The following is a 19,016-nucleotide window of genomic DNA, read 5'->3' as shown; positions in this document are numbered from 1 at the left end:
CGGAGGGTTGTGCTCTTTTTTACTTTTTCACAGCTTATCTATGACATATGAATACAACATGGTGAATATCGTAACTTTTTCCATAGTTTAAGAGTCTATATAGTTATCGCTATAAAGATAGACATGGAAGAATTAGATAATAAGAGGAGTGGAACGGCAACGTGAAGGTACAGAGGCAAGTAGGAGTGGCTGCATTGGCTTGCGCTATGGTGTGGCAGTTGGTGTCGGGAGTAACAGTGAGCGCCGCGGGATCAAAGCTAACATTGAGCTCGCAGGAGACGATCACATCAGGTGCAATTATGAAGAACTACGTATGGTCGACAACGCGAAGCAATAAGGAAGTATCGGTGAACGCCAATGTGATCGAAGTGGATCTGACGAACCCGAACGTGAAGATAGACGCAATGGCAGGAACGAATAATCAATTCACGAAGAACCAGAGTGTGCTCGGCATGGTGAAGGATACAGGTGCTGTAGCCGGAGTAAACGGGGATTTCTACAATACCCAGGCAGAAGGAGTGCCAGAGGGTGCACAGATTACGAACGGTCAGGTGATGGCGACGCCGGCGAAGATTTCGGGGCTGTATTCTTTTGCTATTACGAAGACGAATCAGCCGATTATTGATATTTTCGATTTCCAAGGTACGGTTACGGCCAAGGATGGGACTAAGTTCGAGCTGGGTGGCGTGAATAAAACGTTCTACTGGGATGATAATGACGTTCCCCTTATTGCAGACGGTCTTTTCCTTTATACAAGTGCTTGGGCGATGACGCAGCGCGCTGTGGATGGCACGCATGTGCCTACTGAGGCTCTCATTCAGAATGATATCGTCAAGGAAATTCAAGTGGATACGAATGTGAAAATGATTGCGCCAGCGGATGGTTATATCCTAAGGGGCTCCGGTTTGGCTAGAGAGTTTATTGTAAACCATCTCAAAGTTGGCGATAAAATCACGACGAAGTACGACATGATTCCACATGATGCGTCGAAGACCTATGATTGGAAGAACTTCAAAATGCTTATCGGTGGGAGCACATTGCTAGTTGATGAAGCGAAGCCGAGTTATTTTACGCGGAATATTAATGATTTTAGCGGATATAGTCCTGTTTCTAGGACAGCAGTCGGTTACTCCAAGGATCTGAAGAAGGCATATATCATTACAGCAGATCGGAACGGTCCTAGTGCCGGGATGACGCTGCCAGAGTTGCAGCAATTCATGATCGATGCTGGAGTTTGGCGAGGGATGGTCCTCGATGGCGGTGGATCGACACAGATGGTGTCTAGGCCACTTGGGGATGTAGATCCGAAGCTGGTGAACAAAACACAGAATGGGAATCAACGTGCGGTAGCCAATGGTTTGGGCGTATATTCGACAGCGCCGAAGGGCGAGTTGTTAGGTCTTATTTTAAAAGGACAATCCTTATTATTCGTAAATGAATCCAGCACTTATCAATTTAAAGCTTATGATGATTATTATAATCCGATCGCTGTAACAGGAGTTGTTCCACAATGGAGCAGCACGGTTGCTAATGGCTCGTTCAAGGATAATGTTTATACACCTACAATGCCTGGAAAAAACCAAATTGTCGCCAAGTCAGGCAAAGGATCCGCAACGATGGATGTTGAAGTTGTCGGGCGTGACCAGATTACATCGATGGCATTCAGCTCGGGGTCCTTCTCATTGACAGAGGGCGGCGATTTCAAGCTTCCGATTACCGTTACAACACGAAGTGGAGCAACAAGAGAATTACCCGCGGCATCAGCGACTTGGGAGCTAAGCGGAGTTAAGGGGACAATCACCAACGGAGTCCTCCACGTAGATAGCACTGCTGGTGCGCAGACGGCGCAGGTCATTGCACACTATGATGGATACAGCACTATGGTAACTTTGCCTGTAGGGCAGGAGAAAGTGTGGTACGATTTAGATAAGTTTGCTGTCATGACAACAGGGGACAAATATCCGGCAGAGGTTGTTTCGACGGTTAATATCGTTCCTAACAATGGCAACAAGAACTTGGAAATCGCCTATGATTTCTCCAAAGGGCTAGGGACGAAAGCTGCTTATGCAAGGTTTAATAATGGAAATGGCGCTCCGATCGAAGGTGCTCCTGAATTTATCACGGCTAAAGTCATGGGAGATGGCAGCTTCAATTGGGTACGTGCAGAGGTTATTGATGCGGATGGCAAGCTGAATTATGTCAGTTTTACGGAAAATATGAACTGGACAGGCTGGCGCAAGGTGACGGCGGATGTTTCGGGTCTGAAGGCTCCCCTTGTTGTAAAAAGTATTTATGTGGCTAATCCACTCAACGGGCAGGATGAAAGAGCCACTAAAGGGAAAATTAATATTGACGATATTTCATTTATTTATAAAGGACAATTGCCAACACTGCCGAAGAATGCAATTAAACTGACGGTCAATAAGAAACAAGCAACACTAAATAGCAAACCGATGGTATTGGAACAAGCACCGACGATCGTGAAGGATAATACGTTGGTTCCGATTCGTTTTGTTACAGAAGCATTGGGTGGCACTGTGAAGTGGGACGATAAAGAGCGCAAGGTAACCGTCCTGCGTGGCGATAAATTAATTGACCTATGGATTGACCAAGCGGATCTGCTTGTAAATGGCGTTCGCGTCACGGCAGAAGTAGCTCCAGCGATCATGAATAATGTGACAATGGTCCCATTACGCCTCATTTCAGAGAGGTTAGGGTTCAAAGTAGGCTGGGATCCCCAAAATTACGGAATTTCTATTGAATAAATAGTACTAGAAGTACACGGCAAATGGCGAGAACTATGCTACAATATGGGGTAGACAACTTACTATTATAAGGTTTCAATAAAAGGAGCTCGTTTCATGTGCAACCAGACGCTATAGACAAGGTCATAACCAACGCCATTAACGTCATGGAAAGCAGCAAATATCAATTATTTGAGATTGCTGAGTCATCACGCTTAGAGAAGGAGTCGCTTACTCGGGAGCTTAATGACATTAAGCATGAGACGGGTGTCACGATTGATCTCGTGGATATGTTAGAGAAAGAATACAAGCGGTCGCGGATTAGGCTTACGGAAGTTAGTCGGGATTTCAATAAGTATCGTGAAGAAGATATCAAGATTGCTTATGAAGCCGCTATCGCTTTTCAATTACAGTTAACTATTGCGCGGGAAAAGGAGAATAATCTCAAGATCCGCCGCAATGACTTGCAGGTTCGCATGAAGAATGTGGACAAACAGGTAGAACGGGCCGAAACGATCGTCTCACAGATGAATGTTGCTTTAGAATATTTATCGGGCGATCTCAATCAGCTAACGCGTATTATTGAGTCTGCTAAGAATCGACAACTGCTGGGGTTGAAAATTATTTTGGCCCAAGAAGAAGAACGCAAACGGATCGCGAGAGAAATTCATGATGGGATGGCTCAAACCCTTGCGAATGTTGTCCTTCGGACTGAGATTGCCCATCGGATGCTCGTCAAGGAAGATATTTCTGCGGTGAAGGATGAGTTAGTTGATTTAAAGGGACAAGTCAGAAATGGCCTTGAAGAGGTGCGCAAAATTATTTTCAACCTCCGACCAATGGCGCTCGATGATTTAGGGATTGTACCTACATTACGGAAATATGTGCAGGATTTCGAAGATAAACATCGAATTCACACACAGTTTAACTTGGTCGGAAAAGAAACACGCATACCGTCTGGGTTGGAAATTGCTATTTTCCGCTTGGTACAGGAAGCTTTATCGAATATAAACAAACATGCTAAAGCAACCTTCTTATCTGTTGAACTCACGCTAGAACCAGATCAAGTACAGATTTATGTTGTGGATAACGGAATCGGTTTTGATGTTCCGCTAACAGAACAAAGAATAGCCAAGGGGAATAACTTTGGTTTACTGGGAATGAGAGAGCGTGTGGAGCTGCTAGAAGGTACCATGGTTCTGGAGTCCGAGAAAGATTCAGGAACAAAAATTACGATGCTCATCCCTATCGGCGGCGTTGGAGAGAACAAGGAGGATAACTAGAATGGACAACACGGCGAGTCACAAACGCAATGTGCATATTGTCATTGCAGACGATCATCAGCTTTTTCGTGAAGGTGTTAAACGGATTATTAATATGGAAGATGACATGGAAGTTATCGGTGAGTGTGGCGATGGCATCCAAGTTATTGAATTGTGTAATCAAATTACGCCTGATATCGTGCTCATGGACATCAACATGCCTCTTGAGAACGGAGTAATTGCAACAGAACGTCTGAAACTTATTTTTCCAGATATTAAAGTCATCATTCTATCTATTCATGATGATGAAAGCTATGTGTTTGAGACCCTTCGTAAAGGGGCTTCAGGTTACTTGCTGAAGGATATGGAAGCAGAGTCGCTGATTAATGCGATTCGTTCTGTTGTTGCAGGACATGCCTACATCCATCCGAAAGTAACGGGTAAGCTTATCAATCAACTAAGACGTATGACGTATCTGGATGACGTTGGTGTGGTTGGTACGGGAACAGGCGTAAAGGATTCAGGATTGAAGTACATACATAATGCGAACAGTCCATTAACCAAAAGGGAAGCAGAAGTGCTTCGACTTATGGCAGAAGGCAAAAGCAATAAGCTGATTGGCGAGTTCTTGTACATCAGTGAGAAAACAGTGAAAAACCACGTGAGTAGTATTCTTCAGAAAATGGAAGTTGATGACCGTACACAAGCGGTAATTATTGCAATTAAAAATGGTTGGGTAACGCTGTAATTCGCGATACTGCATTTCCGTGCCTATAGGAACCCCCCTTTGCACTGCCGCATACACTGCAGGTAAGGGAGGGACCCGCTATGTGGATTGGATTGCTTTGTATCTTCGGTTGTTATGGCGTGAGCATTATTGTGCTGCATCTCTTATTACGTAAGGGAACGACGAAGAAACCAGCTACTGTTTTACTTGTTACCAAAAATAATCAAAATCAAATTGAGTGGGTAATTCGCTCATTATTTTTCTTTTCGCGTGTAAGAGGCAACCAGGTCAAGGCAACGATTATTGACGAGGGTTCGTCTGACGATACAAGAGAAATCATTGAGCGTTTATCCCATACGTATGCTCTTGAGCTGCGTTTACAGTCTGACTACGATGCCGTTGATCGATTTCTAAGTCAGCATGATGAAGATCCTGTTGTACTTGTTCACCTCAGTAATAGAGAGGAACTCGTGAAGATTCCTGTTGTTTGATGGCAACCGCTTTCAACACTGACTAACATAAACCTTCAACCAACATGCATGCTACATTATTTGATGAAGAGAGAACGGTGAGGAATGAAGGTTCAGATCTATGCTGTTCGCAAGAGACATGTGTGGGAGTGGAATTTTACGATACATGCCCAGACAGATATCCAATATTGGTTCGAGCATTACGCAGCCGACGCCGGCCTCGTATTGTTCGAACCTTTTGTTTCATTAGGGCAGGCGATTCGACTGCTCGAGGGGTTGAGAAAAATAGATATGGCTTCTAAAGATTACAGCGAGAGTCAGTTACTCGTGATGGTTAAGCGGGAAGTTGCGTTGCTTGGAATGCCGCATGCGGATGAAATGTGCTCGGAAGTGATTGATTACGTGACTTGGTGTGATAAAAATACTCGCAGGGTTCAACTACACGCATCCACGTATATTAATCTCGTGGAAGCCTGCAGAGGGCGCTCCCTATTGGTAGATGAGCTTCAGCAGCTAATCGAATCTCCTGGTGTCGAGACGACGGGGCTGGAGGCTTCGTGGCCATCTTATTTGCAACTGGCCTACCTGAATGGCGATGTGTCGCTCACGAGCGGCCTGCTCTTGCAGGTGAAACGTGAATGGCGGCGATTTCTTAGGAAGGCCTCGCATTACGCTTGCAAACGCTGCGGGAGCGGAGAAGCACGAATGTTCTGGTCACCCTGCTTGCATTGCGGACAAGACTGCCCCTATTGCGAGGAGTGCCTCACCATGGGCAGGGTGCGCTCCTGCTCCTTGCTGGTGCTCGGTGGCTCGGGAAATGCGCTGTCCGCTGGTGGAGCAGAGGCTGCGGACGAACTGCAAGCATACATCGAGCCCTGGGGGCTCAGCGATGCTCAGACCCATGCTTCCCTTGAGGGGCTGCGCTACATCCAAGGGAAGCAACCTGGCGGCCCAGGGAGGTTCCTCATCTGGGCCGTTACGGGTGCCGGGAAGACGGAGATGATCTTCCCGTTCATTCACTACACCGCCGCCCGTGGCGGGCGGGTGCTCATTGCTACACCACGCAAGGACGTGGTGTTAGAGCTAGAGCCGCGCATCCAGCGGGCGTTCGCAACGTACAGCGTGGTTACGCTGTACGGAGGGAGCGAACAGCGCTGGGAGCAAGGGCAAATCACCATCGCAACAACGCATCAGTTGTTGCGGTTTCATCAAGCTTTTGACCTCGTCATCATCGATGAAATCGATGCCTTCCCGTACCATAACAACCCCATGCTTAGCTATGCAGCAGAGAAAGTGTGTAAACCTAGCGGAACGAATATCCTGCTGTCAGCGACTCCGCCTACGCGCGTTAGACTTGCTGCAGAACGTGGGCGGCTGCCACATGTCCGTGTCCCTGTACGATTCCATAAACATCCCCTACCCGTACCTCAATTAATCACTACGCCTCCTTTAAGACAATCAATCGCAGCTGAGACCATCCCACAGTCAATTCAAACCAAATTAGAAGTATCTATTGAGCGTGGAGCTCAAGTTTTCGTGTTCGTTCCGAATATTCAGCTAGTGGAACCAATGGTCATGCTGCTGAGAAATAAGTTGAGCAGGGCATCCAAAATCGCAGCAGTTCGCATAGAAGGAACCTCCTCTAAGGATACTTCGCGTACGGAGAAGGTACAGCTTTTCCGAAGTCGGGAGATTCGTGTACTCGTCACGACAACGATCCTCGAACGTGGGGTAACTGTACCCCAGTCTGATGTTTTTATTTTGGATGCAGACTCGAAGTTGTTTGATGAAGCAGCGCTTGTCCAGATGGCAGGTCGGGCTGGAAGATCGAAGGATGACCCACATGGGAAGGTTTATTTGGCAGCAGCTGAAATAACGAAATCACAGAAAGAAGCCCTTCGACAGATCCGCACGATGAATCGTATTGCACGGAAGCAAGGTTTTCTACAAGGAGGCAAGGTATGAGCAGGTGGTGGAGGCGGATGGGGGACGCGTTATTTGAGCTACTAAGTTCTAAACGTGAAGAATGCTTATTATGCAAACAGGTAACGAGTCTGGAGAGAGGTCAGTTGGGGCTATGTCATGCATGTTACACACGAATTCCGTGGATTCGTAAGGTCATTTGTTTATCTTGTGGGCGGGGGGAGTATTGTCCGGATTGTCGTCGAAGGTCTTCCGCTTATTTCACCAAAAGCCGAAGTGCCGTCCGCTATGATGAGACGATGAAAGAGCTGCTAGCCAGATATAAGTACCGAGGGGATGAGCGATTAAAGGCTGTTTTCGGTCAAATGTTGGTACATGCTTTGCAGCAACTCCGGGTAGATAGGCCATCTTCGTCAACGGAGCAGGTTCGAGAGATTATCACCTACGTTCCCGTAAGTGAGCAGCGCATGCAAGAGCGTGGATTTAATCAAGCGGAGCAAATGGCTAGAGAGTTAGGCCGGCTAGCTGGCTTCCCGGTCGTGCGTCTACTCAATCGTTCTAAGCATACGGCAAAACAGAGTTTCAAAAAGCGAAGCGAGCGGATCGACGATCTTGCGCATGTTTTTGAGTGTGATACCAAAGAGTTGGGAGAAATTGTTGGTCAAGGGGATGTTATTCTTATCTATATCGTAGACGATGTATACACAACGGGGAGTACGATGAATCAGTGCGCGATGGTGATTAAAGAGAGGGTGTCGATACCTGTCGAAATATGCGGTTTAACTTGGGCGAGGTAAAAGGGGCATCGTCTTCTTTTCACAAAAATAGTATTAGGCAAAAGCTGTCGAATTGCGGTAAACTGGAATTAAAAAGTGGGAAATGGGAATACTGAGAGGGGGATATACAATGAGTATGAATGTGCAGAATTGTTCGCGTTGTGGGAAAATATTTGTAAAAGGCTTCGCAGAATATTGTCCGAATTGCATGAAGGACTTAGAGTTACAATATGAGAAATGTGTGAAGCATCTTCGTGAAAATAAAGGCGTCAATATTAACGATTTAAGCGAAGCGACAGGTGTCTCTCTTAAACAAATTACCAAGTTCATTCGTGAAGGCCGCATTTCCATTCTGCATGCGCCTAATATGTCGTATCCATGTGAAGTATGTGGAACTATGATCCGTGAAAATACGATTTGTGAATCTTGCCGGATGAAGCTCGTGAAGGATGTAAGGAATAATTCGGAGGATGAGCGGCGTAAACAGGATCATGCTTCTCAGGAAAGTAAAGTTAGCTTTAAAATTCAAGAACGCTTACGGGACCGCCACTAATTTAGAAATAGGTCAGTAGAGATATAAAGTTTCATATAGAAGATGCCGATAATAGTTCTAACGATTATCGGCATTTTATTTTTTAGGTCAAAGAACATAGGAGTGTATCGGTTATGAAAATTAATGATAATGGGCGCATTGGTAATGTGAATCCATATAAGAAATCGGGAGAATCCGCATTCGCGCAGGCTGCAGGGAAGAAGGGGAAAGCGAAGGATCAGGTTGAGATATCTGCTGAAGCGAAAGAGCTGCTTGGTGCTCAAGGAAACCGAACAGAAGAGCGGTCCCTTCGTATTGATCAATTGAAATCTTCTGTTGTATCGGGAACTTACCATGTGGACGCAGGTAAAATCGCAGAGAAGCTGTTACCATACTTGAAATAAACAACTCGTTTATACATTAGATAAAAGTGGGTGACGACCATGTCCATACAGCCTTTATTGGAAACGATGAGCACACTGCAGGAAGCACATGAGGCACTTCTTGAACTAGCCAAGGTGAAGAAGCAGGTTCTTGTCAACAACAATATAGATGATCTCAATATGATTGTTAATCGAGAGAATAAGTGGGTTAGAGCGATTGCAGAGGCCAATCAACAACGTATTCTATTCATCGGTTCTTACTTGATATCGAGAGGTTACAATCCTAACCCCAATATCACGGTAAGTGATTTAATTAAAGTTATTTTTAAAGCTGAAGAGAAGCAAGCGCTTATGAAAGCTCAACAAGCACTGCTTGCTACCATAGAAGAACTGAAATTAAGTAATGTCATCAATCAACAATTGATTGAGCAATCATTGGCTTTTGTAGACTATTCGCTGGATCTTATCATTGGACCGCCAGATGACGATATGGTGTACAAGAATCCGAACCAAGTAAAGAGCGGAAATCGGCAAGGCCTTTTCGATCGAAGAGGATAGAGTTAGAACTTAATCAGAATACCCAGTAGGGCATAGGAGAGAGAAAACCATGAGATCAACTTTTGGCGGAATTGAAATATCCAAGCGTGGGATCCTAACGCAGCAAGCAGCACTTACTACAGCCGGACATAACGTCGCGAATGCGAATACGCCGGGCTTTTCACGCCAGGTTGTCAAAATGGTTGCTTCTGAGCCTATTGAGGCATTAAGTTTTAACCGTTCAACCATTCCTGGGCAAATGGGACAAGGCGTTCAGTTTACAGAAGTGAAACGTATTCGTGAAGCTTTTCTTGATAAGCAATTTGCGAATGAGAATAAGAGTTTGGGCGAGTGGACTGTTCGTCAAGATACGCTTGAGAAACTAGAAGCGATTATTAATGAGCCTTCTGATACGGGTCTTCGTCAAGTTCTTGATAACTTCTGGAACTCTTGGCAAGAGTTAAGTAAGCAGCCGGATAATTTGGAGACGAGAGCCGTTGTTAAAGAGAGCGCATTGGCGGTAACCGACGCATTTAATCATGCAGCGAAGCAATTGAACGACCTTGCATCTGATTTAAACGACAATATTACGGTTAAAGTCACACAAGTGAATACAACACTAAAGCAAATTGCCGGCTTGAATAATGAGATTTTCCGGGTTGAGGGTCTTGGCAATAACGCAAATGATCTTCGCGATCAACGGGACTTGTTAGTCGATGAACTGTCTAAGGTTATCAATGTTTCCGTTCAAGAAGAATCCGGCGGTTACCGCGTGAAGATGGGCAATCAGGATTTGGTGGTGGCAAGCACTGCAACGGAGTTCGATGAGAATACGGTGGCCTCAGCGTATCCAACTGATTTGAACAGCGGTGAGCTTTATGGACTTGTGCTATCTAATCAACGTTACGTTACAGAGTATAAGAATCAACTGAATTCGATGGTTTCCACCATTGTAACTTCGGTAAATGCAGCACATAAAGAAGGGTACACGTTGCAAGATCCTCCTACAAAAGGTGGCGATTTCTTCGCTCCGATTACTGATTTCAGTACAGCTGCAGCCACATTCAAAGTTAGTACGAATATTACAGATAATGTTGAAAATATTGCAGCTTCTTCGAAGACGTATTTTGATGCCAATGGCGTGGAGCATGTTGTAAAAGGTAACAATGAGCTAGCGCTGAAAATGGCGGGAATCAAAAATCAGAAATATAATTTCGACGGATCGGGTGTTACCAAAATCATTTTGAATGGTGGGACATTTGACGAGTTCCTTCGTGCAGTAGTCTCCGAGATCGGGGTACAAACGCAAGAAGCTCAACGTCAGGTTTCTAACCAAAAAATACTTGTTGATCAAGTGGATGCAAGACGTCAATCTGTAAGCGGTGTTTCGTTAGATGAAGAAATGGCCGATATGATTAAATACCAGCACGCATACAACGCGGCAGCGCGTTCCTTGACTACATTTGATGAGATGCTGGATAAAGTCATCAATTCAATGGGTATGGTAGGCAGATAGAAGTAAGTAACAAAACTAGAGGTATGGGGTGGAATTGGTATGGCTCTTCGCGTCACACAAGGCATGTTGAATACACAATTGTTGCGTAATTTGAATGGGAATTTGTCACGGATGGATAAGCTTCAAGATCAATTGTCGACTGGTCGTAAGATCAACAAGCCTTCCGATGATCCAGTAGGAATTAGTTTCTCTATGCGATATCGCAGTGAGTTAGAAACGAACGATCAATATCAGAGAAACGTCGATGCGACGGTTTCTTTTCTAGATTATACGGATACGATGTTGGATCAAACCGGCAGCGTATTACAAAGAGCTCGTGAACTTGCTGTAACAGCTGCGAATGGTACTAATTCGGAAGAGTCGTTGAATGCGATGAAAACGGAGATTGATCAGTTATATAATCAGTTAACGAACATCGGAAACAGTCAATTCAATGGTAAATTTGTCTTTAATGGGCAAATCACAGATAAGGCGCCATTTCCTGATCCGGATAATGCAGCTAATGCTGTAACGGATAGTGGTGAAATTAAGTTTGAAATTGGTGCCGGGGTTCAAATCGCTATGAATAAAACAGCGGAAGAGATTTTTGGTAAATCTGGTGATGTTAATAACGCTTTTCAAATTTTAAAGGATTTATCTGCGGCGTTAGCATCAGGTGCAACACCAGGTATACAGAAGTCTATTGAACTTATGGATCAACGGATGAGTGGAGTCCTGGGTGCACGCGCAGATATTGGTGCCAAAACGAATCGCGTTCAACTTGCAGAGGAGCGCTTGCAAGACATTGGTATTAACTTGCAAAGTCTGCAATCGAAGACGGAAGATGCAGATATGTCATTGGTCATCACCAATTTGAAAATGGAAGAGAATGTCTATCAGGCTTCGCTTTCTGCCGGATCCAAAGTGATTGTTCCTACATTAGTTGATTTCCTGCGGTAATAATTTCAATTAGGAGGCGGTTGAATTGCCAAGTATTCCACAAATACAAATAAGCCAGCAACCGGCTCTAATTGGAATAGATGCCGATCTCGGAACGCAAGATATTCGACAGCCTAGAGCAACTTATGAAATGCAAGTTGAGCGCCCTAAACAGGACATACAACAGCCTAGAGGAGAACTAGAGATAGATCAAAGCCGAGCTTGGGACGCGCTTGGTCAAGGACCGATTCTAACAGCGTTGAGCCGGATCTACTCTCAGTGCACACAAATTGCTATGCAAGGGATCGCTAGGCGCGTAGAGGATGGCAATAGGATGGCTGCTATTCACCATGGCGGGAATGCAATTGCTGAGATTGCAAAAGACCTTAGTATAAGCCGTCCACAATTCGACTACTACGGTGAAGCGAGTTATGACAACGTTGATATAACCTATACAGCACGCAAAGCGGAAATCAATGTTACGGACGGTAAAATAAATGTTAATGCGCAAGTAAACAAGCCTGAGATTGAGTACAATCGAGGTAAGCTTGATATTTACATGAGACAATATCCTAAGGTAGATATCTCGGTGTCACAAATTGATTTCAAAACATAATGGGGTATAATCAAGCTATAGATGATTTCTATAGCTTTTTTATTCGTTCAAATGAAGGAGCTAGGCAGATGAAAATTACGACTTTATTTTTCGGAGAGATCGAAGTGCAGGACTCGGATATAGTTACGTTTACACAAGGAGTGCCAGGATTTGAAGAACTAACTCAGTTTACATTAGTTCAGCCAGCTGATAGTGCTCCTTTCTCATATTTCCAATCCGTGCAAGAAGGTGGTCTTACTTTTTTGGTAACAGACCCTTTTCTTTTCTTTAAAGATTATGAGTTAAGTATTCCCGACGCTGTGCAGACTGAATTAAACATTGAGAAGCCTGAGGATGTGCAAGTCTGGTCCGTCGTTACGGTAAATGATGATTTTACGAAAATTACACTTAATCTCCTGGCGCCTATCATATGGAATGTACAAGAGCAGTTAGCCAAGCAGATTATTTTGCACGACTCGGAGTACAACGTCAAACATGAAATCGTGTTAAGTGAAGTAGGCGAACCAACTCAAGTGGAGGGGTGAGGAGAATGCTCGTATTGGCCAGGAAAAAAGGAGAATCGATTATGATCGGTGATCAGATCGAGATCGTCGTTCTGGGTAGTGAAGGAGACACAATTCGTGTGGGCATTCGCGCTCCAAAACATGTCGAAGTTTTCCGCAAAGAGATCTATCAGAACATACAAGAATCGAATAAAGAAGCGATTTCTAATCCCATTAGTCCTTTAAACCTAAGTAAATTAATGAATAAGTCCAAATAAAGCTGAAATGTCGACCAAGGTCGACATTTTTTTATATTTACCTATAAACTTTCCGAATCGCTAGGACGATATATATAACAACGGGCCTCAAGCTGGGCGGCCGACCCGCTTGTGAGCCCAAAATAAATCCACATGGATGTGGATCAAACGAACCTTCAGGAGGAAGAAACACATGAGAATTAATCATAATATCGCAGCAGCGAACACTCACCGTCAATTGACGGGTAACACAGCAGCAGCAAGCAAATCCCTTGAGAAATTGTCTTCCGGTCTTCGCATCAACCGCGCTGGTGATGATGCAGCTGGTCTAGCAATCTCCGAGAAAATGAGAGCTCAAATCCGCGGTTTGGATATGGCTTCCAAAAATGCTCAAGATGGTATCTCTTTGATTCAAACAGCTGAGGGTGCATTGAACGAAACTCACTCCATCCTTCAACGTATGCGCGAATTGGCTGACCAATCCGCAAACGGAACAAACACAGCAGAAGACCGTGCTGCTTTGCAAGAAGAGGTTTCCCAACTTAAATCAGAGATCGACCGTATTGGTAACACCACTGAGTTCAACACACAAAAATTGTTGAATGGTGCTTTGAAATCTGCTGGTGGTGCGAATGTAGCGCAAGATTCGACAACAGGTGCACAAATTTCGAAATTGACAGCTGCTCAGGCTTCCGGTACTGCTGCAATTTACACTCAAGCTGCTACATTGACAAATGCTAGTTTTACAAAGGAAACAGTTACTATTGATGGTGTTGATATTGATGTTAACTGGCAGAACCTTACAACGGCAGATAAAAATACCATTATGGGTGCGACATCTGGTAGTGTTCAAACTCAAACTAATGCTAAAGACCTTATTATTAAAACAATCAATGAAGCTATTGATGCTTCGGGTAAAAATGTTGATCATATCACTGGATTCGTTAATGCTAGTGGTATGCTTGTACTGCAAACAACCTCTAAAGGTACTGGATCCAGTATCAGCATCACGGCAACTGGAGTTACAGGAGTATTGACTGGTGGAGCAGCGCTTGGTGCGTCTGGTACAACTAACTACAATGGTACAGCTATCACAGCTAGTAAGGTTGACCTAACCATTAATGGCTCTCCGCATCCGCTTCAGGTTACACTTACTGCATCCGCTGCCGCTGGTGCTAATAATTCTCCTCTCTCTGGTCTTGCTACGGGCTTGCAAACTGATATTAATGCTGCAATTGATGCTGCAAACCTAGCAGCAGGTAAAGTATCTGGCGACACTGGATACATTTCCCAAGTTAAAGTGAATGCTACTGAAGATGGAAGACTTCAAATTATTAGCGAATCTGGGCCTGTTGAACTGAAAGACCGTACAGGTGGTTCTGACATAACCAATCTTGGATTGGACAGCGCGCAAACAGAAGGAATGTCTAATGGTGGAATGACTTTCCAAATTGGTGCTAACAGAGGTCAAACTATTAGCTTTGGTATCGGTGACATGCGTACTGCTGCACTTGGTTTATCCAGTGTTGATGTTACTACAGCAACAAGCTCTTCTCAAGCTTTGACATCTTTGGATAGCGCAATCAAAAACGTTTCCTCTCAACGTTCCAAAATGGGGGCTGTTCAAAACCGTTTGGAGCATACAATCAACAACTTGCAAACAGCTTCTGAGAACTTAACTTCTGCTGAGTCCCGTATTCGCGATGTGGATATGGCAAAAGAAATGATGGACTTCACGAAGAACAACATTCTTTCCCAAGCAGCACAAGCGATGCTTGCTCAAGCAAACCAACAGCCTCAAGGCGTTCTGCAATTGTTGAGATAATATTATTATAAAAGAAACCTCGGGAAACCGAGGTTTCTTTTATAATATTTTACTTTAGATAGTAATACTAAGGGAGGCATCAAAGTGCCTATTTTTAGAGCAAAAAACAATGTAGAGGTTTATAAAGTAAAGGCAAAAGCGAACGATGTTCATGAAATGAGCGGTCGAAGCAGTAAAGAAATAACGACATATATAAATAATAAAATCATATCGAGTCTAAATTTGGATATAAACGATACGATCATAGATATTGGATGTGGCGATGGATCTCTTTTAGAGAGCCTTTCTGATAAAGTAATCGAGGGTATTGGCATTGTCCCTACAAGTGAAGAGGTTGTAAGGCTAAAAGAAGAATATAAAAATGTGACAAATATTGAGTTTAAAAGAGGATTATCCACACAACTACCAATTGACAACGGAGTGGCGAGTAAGGTTATAAGTAACGGAGTTCTGTTGTTACTTAGTTCCGTTCTAGAGATAAAGAAAAGTTTAAAGGAAATATACCGAGTTTCAAATAAGGATGCAGTAATCTGGATTGGAGAAATGCCATATGTTGATGAAAATCAATTCTACGGAACAAGTTATGGTAACTCAATTGTAAAGTGGCTAATGTATTTATTGGTTAAAAGAGGGTTTGCATCGTTTTTTAGGGGTTTAAGTAGCATTGCGAAAGCGATCTTTACTAAAGAGTACTTTATTATTAGTCCAAAATATTTATTGTGTATACAGCCTGAAGAATTCATCGGTCTGTGTGAAGAAATTGGATTTACATGCGTAAAGTATGAAAAAACTAGAACTAAGGATATTTCGGGTAAGCAAATTCAATCTTTAACAAGATTTGATTATATATTCCGTAAAAAAATAAACAATTATCATGAAGAAACCGATATATAAACTAGAATAATTAAAGTGGGGATATTGATTATGAAAATTCATTTACTGAACCAATCATGGGAGATTACTAACAGGGTCGAAGAATTAGAAAACCTAACCACTAAAATAAACAACAACCTTAAAAATGAAAATTCAATTATCCAGAGTATTTATGTGGATGGTTTTGAGTTAGGTGATGATTTTCTAGAGTATGTATCTAAAAATATTCAAAATATTCGTGAGATCAACATACACACAGTAAGTGAACGCGAATATATTAGCCAGTTAATCACTACATCTACTGATTATTTAGAAAGAGCGCTTCCAGAGCTAGTGGAATTTACGAATGTTCTATACAAGGGCTTGGATGATGAAGTGTGGAATATATTTACCAGCTTTACAGAAGGCCTGGAGTATGTGATTTATACAGTAAGTTCAATTAGAAGTTCATCTATACCGTATGTTAGCTTTGATAATCCTTCTGAGTTTTTACAACTATTGAACACGAATCTACAGCAGCTAATGGAGGCGGCTCAGGAGAAAGATAATTCATTAATGGCCGATTTGCTTAACTACGAAATAAAACCACAATTAGAACACCTTCAAGAATTGCTTAATCACACTATAGACTGCGAGGTTAGGCGGAATGATCTTCAATGATAATATGGCGTTATGCAAAGAACGCTATAGAAATGTTTGGGAGTATTTTAATGCATCTGGTGAACAGCTTAAAAATGAGCCTGTTGAGATTATTCAGGCGAAGAATGGTCAGTCAAACATATCAGTTGCTTTAGGTGAGAAAACTTATCATTTACATAGTCAATATAATCCTAACAATGAAGCTGAAAAGTGGATAGAACCATACTGGGAATCAGCACAAAAAGCAAAACACATTTTTTTTTATGGCTTTGGAATGGGTTATCATGTTGAATTATTAATGAATAAATTGAAACATACTTCTTTTACAATCTACGAACCAGTTCCAGCTGTGTTTTTGAGATTCATGCAAACTAAAATGATAAAGGATTTATCAATAAAGTATTTGAAAAATATATTTTTAGGGGACGCGGCTGATTATTTCACGAGACATTTTCTAGATTGCTATACGAGTGATGTTCTTATAATTATTAATCCTACTTATGAACGTATTTTCCCGGAATTGACTAAGAACTTTTCGGAAATTTTTAAAAAGAATATTAAACATAAATTAATGAGCATTCAAACACATTTAATTTACGAAAGAGTATGGACGTATAATGCTGAATGTAATTTTGGTAAGATCTTAAAAACACAAAATCTGATTCGCGAGAAGAAAAGATATTTCAATGACAAACCAATTATCATAGTCGCTGCAGGCCCTTCTCTTGAGGATGAGTATGATAATTTGCGTTTAATAAAAGAACAGGAGTTGGCCTATATCTTTGCTGTTGGGTCAGCCAATAAGGCGCTATTGACAGCAAATATATATCCTGATGCAGTAGTTTCTTATGATCCTAATGTAGTTAATCACGAAGTATTTACAGAGATTATTGAGGGGAAAATAAAAGATATTCCTTTGATTTACGGAAGCACGATTGGCTTTCAAACATTAGAGCTTTATCCTGGCCCGATGTTTCACATGTTCATGAGTCAGGACCATATATCTCCCCATTATCTTTCAGTTTTCGATCCAGAAGAAGTTATTGCAGATTCAGCTTCTGTTGCAGTTGTTGCAGTACAATTAGTTAAAAAATTAGGCGCTAGCCTGATTGTACTTGTTGGACAAAATTTTTCATTTAGAAACCAACAGTATTATGCAAATGGGGTCTCATATCATCTTCGACCAACGCATTTAACAGAAGAAGAGGTCTCGGAACTTGTTAAAGTAGAGGCAGTTGATGGTGGTGAAGTACTAACACAAGAGGTTCATAATGTTGCTAGAAAGCAAATGGAACTAGCAATTGCCCAATTGCCGGATATCCAAGTTATTAACACGACTAATGGTGGCGCAAAGATTCAAGGAGCTGTGTTTGAACAACTATCTGATGTTATCCAAAAACAGTTGAAAACCAAAGTAGTGATTAATAACTGGTATCTAGGGGAAAGTAATAATTACGATTTGAGTTACATGAATGCTCAGCAGAGTACTATGATATCTGAGCATGGTGCTTTAGATCAGATGGTTATAAACATTGTAAAAAATTTAAAAAGGCTTGAAAAAATTGCTTCGACTTTCAATTTAAATAAAACAACAGAACTCATAGATCAATTAGCAAAACAGAATGGAGAGCTGTACGCTAATTTATATTACAAAATTTATTTGGAGCCAATGGTCAAAGTGCAATACGATATATTCCAAAAATCCCTTTTAGAAATAAATCAGATGAAAAATGTTATACAAAAGGCCAGAACAATAGTAAAGTCATTTGGTTTATTTATCCTAGAATGTCAACGTGTGATTCGAGATAATGAGCAATTTTTTCAATTAATGATGAAGCATATTGATATCGCAAAAGACAAAGCATTGGAAGGTAGTGAATCAAAATGATAACAACTCAAATCGATTTTTGGCAAGGTAACTTTGGCAAAGAATACACTGACCGAAATACTTTCTCTGTCACTGAACTAGATTCAATTTATAAAGAACAATATGGGGTAACGCGGACAGAAATGAGTAATGAATTTCTCCATCAGCTTAAGATCGAACGGATTCTTGAAGTTGGATGTAATAATGGGAATGTGTTATTGAATCTTCAATCCATTGGTCAAAAACATTTATATGCTATTGAACTACAGCAATATGCTGTTGAAAAGGCGAAAGAAAGAACAAAGGGCATTAATATAATTCAAGGTTCTGCGTTCGATATTCCTTTTAAGGATGTATACTTTGATTTAGTGTTTACTAGTGGAGTACTTATTCATATTTCTCCTGATGATGTTGATAAGGCAATGGATGAAATCTACCGAGTCAGTAACAAGTACATTTGGGGTTTTGAATATTTTGCAGATCAGTACACTGAGATTGATTACCATGGTAACGGAGATAAGATGTGGAAAACTAATTTTGCAGAGTTATTTTTGAATCGGTTTAGTGATTTGAAGCTAGTGAAGGAAGTAAGATATCCTTATATAAAAAATAGTAACAATGTAGATCAAATGTACCTCCTTGAAAAAATAAATTGACCTCTTGGTTTTA

The 19,016-nt window shown here is 42.2% G+C and carries 19 protein-coding genes; all 19 read left to right on the top strand.

Features of this window, described 5'->3' with window-relative positions:
• Window positions 1-161: 161 nt before the first annotated feature.
• On the top strand, window positions 162-2,765 hold the full coding sequence (locus tag AC58PV_RS27080; RefSeq protein ID WP_497435785.1) for a stalk domain-containing protein: 2,604 nt from the start codon (window positions 162-164) through the stop codon (window positions 2,763-2,765).
• Window positions 2,766-2,863: 98 nt separating this feature from the next.
• Entirely contained in the window at window positions 2,864-4,027 is a 1,164-nt protein-coding gene (locus tag AC58PV_RS27075; RefSeq protein ID WP_497435784.1) for a sensor histidine kinase, read from the top strand.
• Window position 4,028: 1 nt separating this feature from the next.
• A complete protein-coding gene (locus AC58PV_RS27070; protein WP_056611570.1) occupies window positions 4,029-4,754 on the top strand; it encodes a response regulator in 726 nt (241 codons plus the stop codon).
• An 80-nt stretch (window positions 4,755-4,834) separates the two neighbouring features.
• Window positions 4,835-5,224, top strand: a complete 390-nt coding sequence (locus tag AC58PV_RS27065; RefSeq protein ID WP_497435783.1) for a hypothetical protein — start codon at window positions 4,835-4,837, stop codon at window positions 5,222-5,224.
• 84 nt (window positions 5,225-5,308) lie between these two features.
• Window positions 5,309-7,168 (top strand): ATP-dependent helicase ComFA, encoded by a 1,860-nt coding sequence (locus AC58PV_RS27060; protein ID WP_497435781.1) that lies wholly within the window; start codon window positions 5,309-5,311, stop codon window positions 7,166-7,168.
• Entirely contained in the window at window positions 7,165-7,923 is a 759-nt protein-coding gene (locus AC58PV_RS27055) for a ComFC family protein (RefSeq protein WP_497435780.1), read from the top strand. Before AC58PV_RS27060 ends, AC58PV_RS27055 begins: the two co-directional genes overlap by 4 nt.
• A 115-nt stretch (window positions 7,924-8,038) precedes the next feature.
• Window positions 8,039-8,455 (top strand): flagellar protein, encoded by a 417-nt coding sequence (locus AC58PV_RS27050; protein WP_497435885.1) that lies wholly within the window; start codon window positions 8,039-8,041, stop codon window positions 8,453-8,455.
• Window positions 8,456-8,568: 113 nt separating this feature from the next.
• Window positions 8,569-8,838, top strand: coding sequence for a flagellar biosynthesis anti-sigma factor FlgM (gene flgM, locus AC58PV_RS27045; RefSeq protein ID WP_497435779.1), 270 nt, complete (start codon window positions 8,569-8,571; stop codon window positions 8,836-8,838).
• A 39-nt stretch (window positions 8,839-8,877) separates the two neighbouring features.
• Window positions 8,878-9,375 carry a flagellar protein FlgN gene (locus tag AC58PV_RS27040; RefSeq protein ID WP_497435778.1) on the top strand — a complete coding sequence of 166 codons (498 nt, stop codon included), beginning with the start codon at window positions 8,878-8,880 and terminating at the stop codon, window positions 9,373-9,375.
• A 49-nt stretch (window positions 9,376-9,424) separates the two neighbouring features.
• The gene (gene flgK / locus AC58PV_RS27035) at window positions 9,425-10,870 is read left to right on the top strand and encodes a flagellar hook-associated protein FlgK (protein WP_497435776.1); all 1,446 of its coding nucleotides are present in this window, start codon (window positions 9,425-9,427) and stop codon (window positions 10,868-10,870) included.
• A gap of 39 nt (window positions 10,871-10,909) precedes the next feature.
• Window positions 10,910-11,809 (top strand): flagellar hook-associated protein FlgL, encoded by a 900-nt coding sequence (flgL, locus tag AC58PV_RS27030; protein WP_497435775.1) that lies wholly within the window; start codon window positions 10,910-10,912, stop codon window positions 11,807-11,809.
• 25 nt (window positions 11,810-11,834) lie between these two features.
• Window positions 11,835-12,404 carry a DUF6470 family protein gene (locus AC58PV_RS27025; RefSeq protein WP_497435773.1) on the top strand — a complete coding sequence of 190 codons (570 nt, stop codon included), beginning with the start codon at window positions 11,835-11,837 and terminating at the stop codon, window positions 12,402-12,404.
• Window positions 12,405-12,472: 68 nt separating this feature from the next.
• Complete coding sequence (fliW, locus tag AC58PV_RS27020; RefSeq protein WP_497435772.1) at window positions 12,473-12,928, top strand: flagellar assembly protein FliW; 456 nt, start codon at window positions 12,473-12,475, stop codon at window positions 12,926-12,928.
• A 5-nt stretch (window positions 12,929-12,933) separates the two neighbouring features.
• Window positions 12,934-13,164 (top strand): carbon storage regulator CsrA, encoded by a 231-nt coding sequence (csrA, locus tag AC58PV_RS27015; RefSeq protein WP_068669513.1) that lies wholly within the window; start codon window positions 12,934-12,936, stop codon window positions 13,162-13,164.
• A 172-nt stretch (window positions 13,165-13,336) separates the two neighbouring features.
• A complete protein-coding gene (locus AC58PV_RS27010; RefSeq protein WP_497435771.1) occupies window positions 13,337-14,968 on the top strand; it encodes a flagellin N-terminal helical domain-containing protein in 1,632 nt (543 codons plus the stop codon).
• Window positions 14,969-15,052: 84 nt separating this feature from the next.
• Complete coding sequence (locus AC58PV_RS27005) at window positions 15,053-15,862, top strand: class I SAM-dependent methyltransferase (protein WP_497435770.1); 810 nt, start codon at window positions 15,053-15,055, stop codon at window positions 15,860-15,862.
• 30 nt (window positions 15,863-15,892) lie between these two features.
• Window positions 15,893-16,501 (top strand): DUF8042 domain-containing protein, encoded by a 609-nt coding sequence (locus tag AC58PV_RS27000; RefSeq protein WP_497435768.1) that lies wholly within the window; start codon window positions 15,893-15,895, stop codon window positions 16,499-16,501.
• On the top strand, window positions 16,488-18,368 hold the full coding sequence (locus tag AC58PV_RS26995) for a motility associated factor glycosyltransferase family protein (RefSeq protein WP_497435767.1): 1,881 nt from the start codon (window positions 16,488-16,490) through the stop codon (window positions 18,366-18,368). Before AC58PV_RS27000 ends, AC58PV_RS26995 begins: the two co-directional genes overlap by 14 nt.
• Complete coding sequence (locus tag AC58PV_RS26990; RefSeq protein WP_497435766.1) at window positions 18,365-19,003, top strand: pseudaminic acid biosynthesis-associated methylase; 639 nt, start codon at window positions 18,365-18,367, stop codon at window positions 19,001-19,003. The genes AC58PV_RS26995 and AC58PV_RS26990 overlap by 4 nt, the downstream gene beginning before the upstream one ends.
• The last annotated feature ends 13 nt before the right edge of the window (window positions 19,004-19,016 follow it).

The sequence above is a fragment of the Paenibacillus sp. J22FR83 genome (genome assembly GCF_059691955.1).
This window is presented reverse-complemented; position numbering and strand designations above follow the sequence as displayed.

What these genes read in the sequence shown, in the direction of transcription:
- AC58PV_RS27060 (WP_497435781.1), top strand. Translation starts at nt 5,309, where the DNA reads ATGAAGGTTCAGATCTATGCTGTTCGCAAGAGACATGTGTGGGAGTGG.
- AC58PV_RS27010 (WP_497435771.1), top strand. Translation starts at nt 13,337, where the DNA reads ATGAGAATTAATCATAATATCGCAGCAGCGAACACTCACCGTCAATTG.
- AC58PV_RS26995 (WP_497435767.1), top strand. Translation starts at nt 16,488, where the DNA reads ATGATCTTCAATGATAATATGGCGTTATGCAAAGAACGCTATAGAAAT.
- flgL (WP_497435775.1), top strand. Translation starts at nt 10,910, where the DNA reads ATGGCTCTTCGCGTCACACAAGGCATGTTGAATACACAATTGTTGCGT.
- AC58PV_RS27055 (WP_497435780.1), top strand. Translation starts at nt 7,165, where the DNA reads ATGAGCAGGTGGTGGAGGCGGATGGGGGACGCGTTATTTGAGCTACTA.
- flgK (WP_497435776.1), top strand. Translation starts at nt 9,425, where the DNA reads ATGAGATCAACTTTTGGCGGAATTGAAATATCCAAGCGTGGGATCCTA.
- AC58PV_RS26990 (WP_497435766.1), top strand. Translation starts at nt 18,365, where the DNA reads ATGATAACAACTCAAATCGATTTTTGGCAAGGTAACTTTGGCAAAGAA.
- csrA (WP_068669513.1), top strand. Translation starts at nt 12,934, where the DNA reads ATGCTCGTATTGGCCAGGAAAAAAGGAGAATCGATTATGATCGGTGAT.
- AC58PV_RS27000 (WP_497435768.1), top strand. Translation starts at nt 15,893, where the DNA reads ATGAAAATTCATTTACTGAACCAATCATGGGAGATTACTAACAGGGTC.
- AC58PV_RS27070 (WP_056611570.1), top strand. Translation starts at nt 4,029, where the DNA reads ATGGACAACACGGCGAGTCACAAACGCAATGTGCATATTGTCATTGCA.
- AC58PV_RS27040 (WP_497435778.1), top strand. Translation starts at nt 8,878, where the DNA reads ATGTCCATACAGCCTTTATTGGAAACGATGAGCACACTGCAGGAAGCA.
- fliW (WP_497435772.1), top strand. Translation starts at nt 12,473, where the DNA reads ATGAAAATTACGACTTTATTTTTCGGAGAGATCGAAGTGCAGGACTCG.
- AC58PV_RS27065 (WP_497435783.1), top strand. Translation starts at nt 4,835, where the DNA reads ATGTGGATTGGATTGCTTTGTATCTTCGGTTGTTATGGCGTGAGCATT.
- AC58PV_RS27050 (WP_497435885.1), top strand. Translation starts at nt 8,039, where the DNA reads ATGAATGTGCAGAATTGTTCGCGTTGTGGGAAAATATTTGTAAAAGGC.
- flgM (WP_497435779.1), top strand. Translation starts at nt 8,569, where the DNA reads ATGAAAATTAATGATAATGGGCGCATTGGTAATGTGAATCCATATAAG.